This window comes from Curtobacterium caseinilyticum, assembly GCF_030363035.1.
Lineage (GTDB): Bacteria > Actinomycetota > Actinomycetes > Actinomycetales > Microbacteriaceae > Curtobacterium > Curtobacterium caseinilyticum.
On the sequence record NZ_JAUCMN010000006.1, the window covers coordinates 245,412 to 252,010 of the forward strand.

Consider the following 6,599-nt stretch of genomic DNA (forward strand, 5'->3'; position numbering starts at 1 on the left):
CCCGTCTACCGCGGCGGGCGTGCACGGCCTGCCAGCGACGCCGGACAGCGCGGGAGCCGGGACCTGGTATACCCCAGGTGCACCGGCTCCGACTTCTCATCCCCCCAGCAGGAGGCGAGCTGATGCCAACATATCAGAGGCGCGCGAAGCGGGCACGGAAGAAGCACCAGACGCCGTACGCCAGGAACCCGATGCCGATCGCCACGAGCAGCACGGTCCCGGCCGGCAGCTCCCGCACCGCGTCGAAGGCACCGTCGAGTCCCGTGGCCTGGTCCGGGTCGCTGCGGATGCCCGCCACGGCGAGGAGCACACCGACCACGACGATCGCGAAGCCCTTGCCGACGTAGCCGGTGACCGCGAGCACGGTGACGATGCGGTCGAGGGACTCCGGCGGCCGGACGATGTGCTTCCGGAAGGACCGGCGGACGCCGATCACGACCATCCCCACCCCGACGGCGACCGCCACCGCGGCGGCGGCGAGCAGCAGGAGGACGCCGCCCGGGGTCGCGAGCGCCTGGGCCGCAGCGCTCCGGCTGGACCCGCTCGAGCTCTTGCCTGCACCGAGGGCGAAGGTCGCTGCCGACCAGGAGACGACGCCGTAGACGACGGCCTTGCCCGCGTTCTCCGCGCGGGTGGCCCACGCGCGGGCGCTGTCCGACCGGCCACCGACGATCGTCTCGACGACGAGCCGCAGGGTGAGTGCGGCGGTGCCGACGGCCACCACCCAGAGCAGCACGACGCCGCCGGGGACGTCCGCCAGCTGCTGCAGGGCACCGGACTGGTCCGTCTCGCTGCCCCCGGACGCGTTGCCGAGGCCGAGCAGGACGACCAGGTACCCGATCAGCAGGTGCACGATGCCGCTGCCGACGTACCCGGCGCGAACGAGCAGCTCGAACCACCTGCTGTCGGCGACGTTGCGCGCCTGTCGTCCGGTCTCGCGCACTGCTCGTTCCGCTTGGTCGCTCATCCCGACCAGCGTGCCCGATGCCGGGCGTGCTGTCCGAGACGCGCCGGTCCGCGCCCGGACGCGGCGGCCCGGAGGCGCGCGGCGGACCGGAGGCGCGCGGCGGACCGGAGGTGCGCGGCGGACCGGAGGCGCGCAACGGGCGGGAGGCGCGTGGCGGACGTGCCCCGCGCCTCCCGTCTGGCGGTCAGTCGCCCTTGACGTTGACGACCTGCCGCAGCGTGTGCCGGATCCGGACCAGGTCGGCGGCGTCCGCCATCACCTGGTCGATCGGCTTGTACGCCGCGGGGATCTCGTCGAGGAACGCGTCGGTGTCGCGGTACTCGATGCCGACCATCGCCGCCCGCAGCTCGTCGTGCGTGAAGGTCCGGCGTGCCGCCGACCGCGAGAACAGCCGACCGGCACCGTGCGGCGACGACTCGAGCGACGGCTTGTTGCCGAGTCCCTCGACGACGTACGACGCCGTGCCCATCGACCCGGGGATGAGTCCGGGCTGCCCCGCCTGTGCCTGGATCGCGCCCTTGCGGGAGACCCAGACGCTCTTGCCCCAGTGCGTCTCGCGCTGCGTGAAGTTGTGGTGGCAGTTGATCCGCTCCTGCTCGTCCACGGGCCGACCGAGCACCTCGGACAGCTGCCGGACGACCCGGTCCATCATCTCCTCGCGGTTGAGCAGGGCGAAGTGCTGTGCCCACCGCAGCTCGGCGATGTACCGGTCGAACTCCTGGGTGCCCTCGACGAGGTAGGCGAGGTCGGGGTCGGGCAGCTCGATCCACCACCGCTGCATCATCCGCTTGGCGACCGTGATGTGCCGCTGGGCGATCTTGTTGCCGACGCCCCGCGACCCGGAGTGCAGGAAGAGCCAGACCCGGTCCTCCTCGTCGAGCGAGACCTCGATGAAGTGGTTGCCGGACCCGAGGGTGCCGAGCTGGTTCCGCCACCCGCCGTGTGCGCCCGCCGGGTCGAAGCCGGCGGTGTCGGCCAGCGCCTCGAGCTCGGCGATCCGCGGGGCGGCGGTGGCGACGATCTTCCGGTTCGACGCACCCGCCGACAAGGGGACCGCCCGCTCGATCTGCTCGCGGAGGGGCTGCAGGTCGTCGGGCAGGTCGGCCTTCCCGAACTGCGTGCGGACGGCGATCATGCCGCAGCCGATGTCGACGCCGACGGCGGCCGGCATCACGGCGCCCAGGGTCGGGATGACGGAGCCGACGGTGGCCCCGAGCCCCAGGTGCGCGTCGGGCATCAGCGCGAGGTGCGGGAACACGAACGGCATCCGGGCCGTCGTGCGGGCCTGCTGCTCGGTGTTCTCCTCGAGCATCGAGGCCCAGCTGAGCAATCGGTCGTTGATCTTCTCCACGGTGTTCGTCCTTCGTCGTGAGGGTCGACGGCCGGGCGGCCGTCGCGGTGACGGTCCGGGGCGGACGGATCCTGCGCCTCCGTCTCGGCGCAGTGCACCTGTGGAGGAACGACGGGAGGGACGCCCCGGGCCGGGTGGGCACGGGGCGTCGGGAGACGGCAGCGTGCCTACGCGGGTTCGCGGAGGGACTGGTTCGCGTACTGCACTGCGGGCAGCACGACGAGCGCATCGAGCTGGTGCTCGCTGCGGCTGCTGTGCTGCTGGGTGCGCATCGCGGTCCTTCCGGAGGTGCCCGGGTCGGGCGGTCCTGCCCGTCGGGCAGGAGGACCGACAGTAGTGCGACACGCCCGAGCCGCACAAGTCGCCCGGGCGTGTCGCCACAGCTGCGGGGCCGCGGGTGACCGCCGAGGCGGTCGCTCCTGCACAGCCAGGAGGCGCGACTCGCCCGTCCACAGCGGGGTACGTCCGGCTGATGGTCACCTCGCCTCCCCGTGCAGGCTGGGACCATGACCGAGCGGACCCGCGACACCCCTGACGCGAACGACAACGAAGAGCGCACCGACGGCTACGTGCCGCTGCGTTCCTACGGCGCCATCGGCGACGGGCGCACGGTGGCGCTGGTCGCGAAGGACGGCCGGATCGACTGGCTGCCGATCCCGTCGATGGACTCGCCGCCGGTCTTCGCCAGCATCATCGATGCCGAGCACGGTGGCCACCTCGCGCTCCGACCGACCGGCGACGCGACGGCCGAGCGGGAGTACCTGCCCGGGACGAACGTCCTGGTGACGACGTGGACGACCGACTCCGGGTCGTGCACGGTCACCGACGCGATGGTGACCGGGGTCGCCGGGCGTCTGCCGTGGGCCGAGATCGGTCGCTGCGTGCAAGGCGTCTCCGGCACCGTGGAGATGGAGTGGGCGGTCGTCCCCGGGACGCTGCTGAACACCGCGGAGCCGAAGCGCCTGGACACCGCCAACGGCACCGTCATCGGCATCGACGGCGTGACGATCGCCATCGTCGAGCACGGCTTCGAGCCGGTGCACGACGACGGTCCGCGCTTCTCCGGCCGGTTCTCGACGAGCGAGGGCTCGAAGTCGATCCTGACGATCGTCGGCACCGAGAACGAGCCGATCTTCCTCCCCGAACCGCAGCGCACGCTCGACGCGGTCGACCGCACCATCGCGAACTGGGCGACGTGGTCGGAGGAGTTCTCCTACGACGGCCCGTGGTCGGAGGCCGTGCAGCGCAGCGCCCTCGCCCTCAAGCTGCTCATCTACTCGCCCACCGGGGCGATCGCGGCGGCGCCGACGACCAGCCTGCCCGAGGACCGCTCCGGCGGGAAGAACTGGGACTACCGGTTCGCCTGGGTCCGCGACCTGGCGTACACCGTCCACGCCCTCACCCGGTTCGGGCTGCGCGAGGAGACGCACGCCGCGGTCTCGTGGGTGATGCGCACCATCGCCGAGCACGACGAGACGATGCCGATCTTCTACGAGCTCGACGGATCGAAGACCGACGGGGTCGAGGAACGCGACGTTCCGGGGTGGAACGGCATCGGTCCGGTGACGATCGGCAACCGTGCCGGCGACCAGCTGCAGCTCGGCGTCTGGGGCGACGTCTTCGAGATCATGCGGCAGTACGTACGGGCGGGCAACGTGCTCGACCGCCAGACGGCCGGAGTGCTCCAACGGCTCGCCGACGACGCCTGCCACCGCTGGCCCGAGCAGGACTCCGGCATGTGGGAGCTGCAGGAGGCGCAGCACTACGTGACGAGCAAGATCGGCTGCTGGCAGGCCCTCGACGCCGCCGTCGAGCTGCACGACGCCGGCATGATCGACGGCCCGCGCGAGAAGTGGATCGAGAATCGCGAGCTCATCGAGCAGTGGGTGTCCGAGCACGGCTGGGACGACGAGCGCGGCCACTACGTCATGTACCCGGGGTCCGGCACGCTCGACACCTCCATCCTGCTGCACGCGATGTCGGCGTTCGACCGCGGACCGCGCATGGAGTCGACGATCCGCGCGATCGAGGACCAGCTGCAGCGCGGACCGCTCGTGTACCGCTACTCCGGTGTGGAGCAGGAGGAGTCGCCCTTCGTCGCCTGCTCGTTCTGGCTCGCAGCGGCGATGGCGTGCGTCGGCCGCGTGGACGACGCCCGCGCCCTGATGGACGAGATGGTCGAGCAGGGCAACGATGTGGGGCTGTACAGCGAGATGATCAGCGAGGACGGTCACTTCATGGGCAACATCCCGCAGGGGCTGTCCCACCTCGCGCTCATCCAGGCGGCGCTGACGATCGAAGAGGTCGCGGCGGAGTCCTGAGCCGCTCCCGGCCCAGCACGCGCGGCCGCACTCAGCCGAGTGTGATCGCCACGAGGCCTGCGACGCCGACGAGGTAGAGCACGACCACGACGAACGAATCGACGCCCATGCCGACGATCCGCCGCTTCGGCCGGAACACCAGGCCGACCGCGTAGACGAGCGTCAGGAGCGCGGCGAGGGCCGTCAGGTACACGTCGCTCGCGTTCGCCTGCGGCAGGACCGCCTTGCCGGACAGCACCGTGGCGACCAGGAACAGCACCGGCAGGAACGCGTTGCCCCCGAAGATGTCCGACACCGCGAGGTTGTCGTCGCCCTGCCGGACGGCCTGGATGCCGGTGGAGATCTCCGGCAGACTCGTGGCGAGTGCCAGCACCGTGGCGCCGAAGAGCACCCCGGACAGGCCGATCTGCTCCGACGCCGCATCACCCGCGCGTTCGAGGACGACACCGGCGACCAGCGTCGCGAGGGCCGACACCGTGAAGACGACCGCCGCCTTCCGTGTGCTCATCCGCGGTGGGTCCTGCTTCCGTGTCCGGTGCCCCGACGCGTGCGGCGACGCGTCGGGTGCCCGGCCGTCCTGGTGCCACGGCAACCCCTTGCCGGCGCGCTGCACGAGCAGGAGCCCGACGACCCAGATCGCGGCGATGAGGACCACGTCGGGAGTCAGCCGCGCGACGACGAGGTCCGGAGGCAGCTGGCTCCCCGCGACGACCACGGCGAGCACCGCCACGACGACGACCGCCTCGAGCACCAACGTGAGCGAGGCCGCGCGGTAGGTGATCGGCCGGACGCCCTTCCCCCGCTTGCCGAACGCGTCGAGGATCGCGATCACGACCGTCTGCAGCGCGATGCCGCCGAGGATGTTGCCGGCGGCGACCTCGATGTTCCCGGAGAGTCCGGCACTCACCGTGATGGCGATCTCCGGCAGGTTCGTGGCGACGGCGAGCACGATGAGGCCGCCGAGTGCGCTGCCGAGGTGCAGGCGGTCGTCGAGGACGTCGGTGGTCTTGGAGAGCTGGATGCCCGCGACCCAGATCACCGCGGCACCGGCCACGAAGATCAGGACGAGCGCCCAGAGCGGCAGCGATCCCATGCACCTGACCGTGGCCCGGGCCCGCCGGGGACGTTCCGAGGTGTGCGCCGAACGGCTCGGCGAGCACCGGCCTGGACCGGTCGTCGGTGGTCGCGGGCATGATGGACTGGCGATGAACGACGTCGACGCACGCATGGACCGGCTGCGACGAGCTGCCCGGTACCGGTACCAGCAGCTGGTGGACAGCGAGGTCGAGCGCGGCTCGCTCGACCCGGACGAGGTGCGCGAGGAGCGTCGCCTGCTCCGGCTGCAGGACGTCGAGCAGCACGCTCGACACCGGATCGAGGAAGCCGAGCGCCGCGGGGTGTTCGAGGGCAACCCGTACCGGGGCAAGCCGCTGCCCGGCAACGACGGCCGGCACGACCCCGACTGGTGGATCAAGGCGAAGATCGAGCGCGAGGACATCCGCGGCATCGCCCCACCCGCCCTGGCGCTGCGCACCGAGGACGCCGAGCTGGACGACCACCTCGACGCCCTCACGACCGAGGACGACGTGCGGGACGTCCTCGTCGACTTCAACGCGCGCGTGAAGGAGGCCCGACGACAGCTGCTGGGTGGTCCTCCGGTCGTGACGCCGATGCGCGACGTCGACGCCGAGGTGCAGCACTGGCGGGACCGGCGGGCCGAGCGTCGCGCTGCCGACGAGCGGGCCGCCGCGGAACGCGCGGCGGCCGAGGCCGCCGAACGACCACGGCGGTGGTGGCGCCGGGGCTGACCGCCCGTCGTCCGCGGCGAGCGTGCGGGGGGGTGGGGTGCGCCTCCCGGCCGGTGCTCGCCCTTGCACGCCGTCGGTGCACGTGCGGAAGGCGCCGCGTCCCGGGGTCGGGGTGCGGCGCCTTCGCGTCGTGGTGCGGTGGTGTCCCGCGG

General features: G+C 72.0%; 5 protein-coding genes. 2 read left to right on the forward strand and 3 right to left on the reverse strand.

Annotated features, from left to right (window positions below; genetic code table 11):
• Positions 1 to 133: 133 nt before the first annotated feature.
• Complete coding sequence (locus QUG93_RS10670) at positions 134 to 967, reverse strand: DUF1206 domain-containing protein (protein ID WP_289473877.1); 834 nt, start codon at positions 965 to 967, stop codon at positions 134 to 136.
• A 184-nt stretch (positions 968 to 1,151) separates the two neighbouring features.
• A complete protein-coding gene (locus QUG93_RS10675) occupies positions 1,152 to 2,318 on the reverse strand; it encodes an RtcB family protein (protein ID WP_289473878.1) in 1,167 nt (388 codons plus the stop codon).
• A gap of 506 nt (positions 2,319 to 2,824) precedes the next feature.
• Here QUG93_RS10675 and QUG93_RS10680 point away from each other — a divergent pair.
• Complete coding sequence (locus QUG93_RS10680) at positions 2,825 to 4,639, forward strand: glycoside hydrolase family 15 protein (RefSeq protein ID WP_289473879.1); 1,815 nt, start codon at positions 2,825 to 2,827, stop codon at positions 4,637 to 4,639.
• Between the two features lie 31 nt (positions 4,640 to 4,670).
• On the opposite strand, the gene QUG93_RS10685 is transcribed toward QUG93_RS10680, so the two are convergent.
• Positions 4,671 to 5,732 (reverse strand): sodium:calcium antiporter, encoded by a 1,062-nt coding sequence (locus QUG93_RS10685; RefSeq protein WP_289473880.1) that lies wholly within the window; start codon positions 5,730 to 5,732, stop codon positions 4,671 to 4,673.
• 112 nt (positions 5,733 to 5,844) lie between these two features.
• Here QUG93_RS10685 and QUG93_RS10690 point away from each other — a divergent pair, with 112 nt between their 5' ends.
• Positions 5,845 to 6,447: a DnaJ family domain-containing protein gene (locus QUG93_RS10690; RefSeq protein ID WP_289473881.1), complete on the forward strand. Its 603-nt coding sequence runs from the start codon at positions 5,845 to 5,847 to the stop codon at positions 6,445 to 6,447.
• The last annotated feature ends 152 nt before the right edge of the window (positions 6,448 to 6,599 follow it).